Source organism: Afifella sp. IM 167, assembly GCF_020144925.1.
GTDB lineage: Bacteria > Pseudomonadota > Alphaproteobacteria > Rhizobiales > Afifellaceae > Afifella.
The window spans coordinates 1-523 of record NZ_NSLC01000048.1; the positions used below are offsets into that span (position 1 = coordinate 1).

The following is a 523-nucleotide window of genomic DNA, read 5'->3' on the forward strand; positions in this document are numbered from 1 at the left end:
CTATCTGGTGCGGTGGCTGGAATGACCCCGAAGGCCGTTCAGGATGGGCGGGGCGACGCCGAGACGACCGCCCTGCGGGTGCGGGACATCCAAAAACACTACCACGAGGGCGCAACCAGGCACCCTGTGCTGGATTCCGTCGGCTTCGATGTCCGACGTGGTGAGTGCGTGGCGCTGCTGGGACGCAGCGGTTCGGGGAAGTCGACACTGCTGAACCTGCTCGCGGGGATCGACCGGCCGGACGCGGGCCGCATCGAGCTATTGGGAGAGCCATTATCCGAGTTGATGGAGCCGGCCCTCACCCTCCTGCGCCGCCGGCACATCGGCTTCATCTACCAGTTCTTCAACCTGATTCCGACCCTGACGGTCGCGGAGAACCTGGCGCTGCCGCTGGAACTCAACGGCCTGGGTCCACGCGAGCGCCAGCCCCGGATCCAGACCATGCTTGAGCGCCTGGGGTTAGAGAACCGCGCGGAGACCTTTCCCGATCAGCTCTCGGGCGGCGAGCAGCAGCGGATCGCGA

The 523-nt window shown here is 66.3% G+C and carries 1 protein-coding gene; it reads left to right on the forward strand.

The features are described from left to right. Positions 1-21: 21 nt before the first annotated feature. The coding region (locus tag CLD20_RS20080; RefSeq protein ID WP_224408447.1) for an ABC transporter ATP-binding protein at positions 22-523 on the forward strand (502 nt) is incomplete at its 3' end.